Origin of the sequence: Streptomyces turgidiscabies Car8 (assembly GCF_000331005.1) — a bacterium.
In the GTDB taxonomy this organism is placed as follows: domain Bacteria; phylum Actinomycetota; class Actinomycetes; order Streptomycetales; family Streptomycetaceae; genus Streptomyces; species Streptomyces turgidiscabies.
In genome coordinates this window covers 1-370 of record NZ_AEJB01000059.1, presented here as the reverse complement: position 1 = coordinate 370, position 370 = coordinate 1, and the positions used below count along the sequence as shown (strand labels likewise).

Annotated in this window: 1 protein-coding gene; it reads left to right on the top strand. The window is 71.6% G+C overall.

The features are described 5' to 3' along the window. Nucleotides 1-353, top strand: a 353-nt coding sequence (locus tag STRTUCAR8_RS03875) for a PAS domain S-box protein (protein WP_044471590.1), incomplete at its 5' end; no start/stop codon positions are given. Nucleotides 354-370: the final 17 nt, after the last annotated feature.

Genomic DNA, 370 nt, shown 5'->3' with positions numbered 1-370 from the left:
GCCTGATCCGCTTCTGGAACCGTGGCGCGGAGCGCATCTTCGGGTTCTCGGCGGGCGACGTGGACGGTCGCAGCCTGGACGTCATCATCCCGGAGCGGCACCGGAAGCGTCACTGGGACGGCTTCCAGGAAGCCATGGACCGGGGCACGACCAAGTACGGCGACGCCGATCTGCTGAACGTTCCGGCGCTGGCGGCGGACGGCCGCAAGCTGTCCATCGAGTTCAGCGTGGTGCTCCTGCCGGCCCCCGACGGCAGCACGTACGTCGGTGCGGTCATCCGGGACGTCACCGCGCGCCGCGAGCGGGAGCGGGAGCTGATGCGGCGGCGGGCCGAGGCCGAAGCGACGGCCTGAACTCGCCGGACGGACGC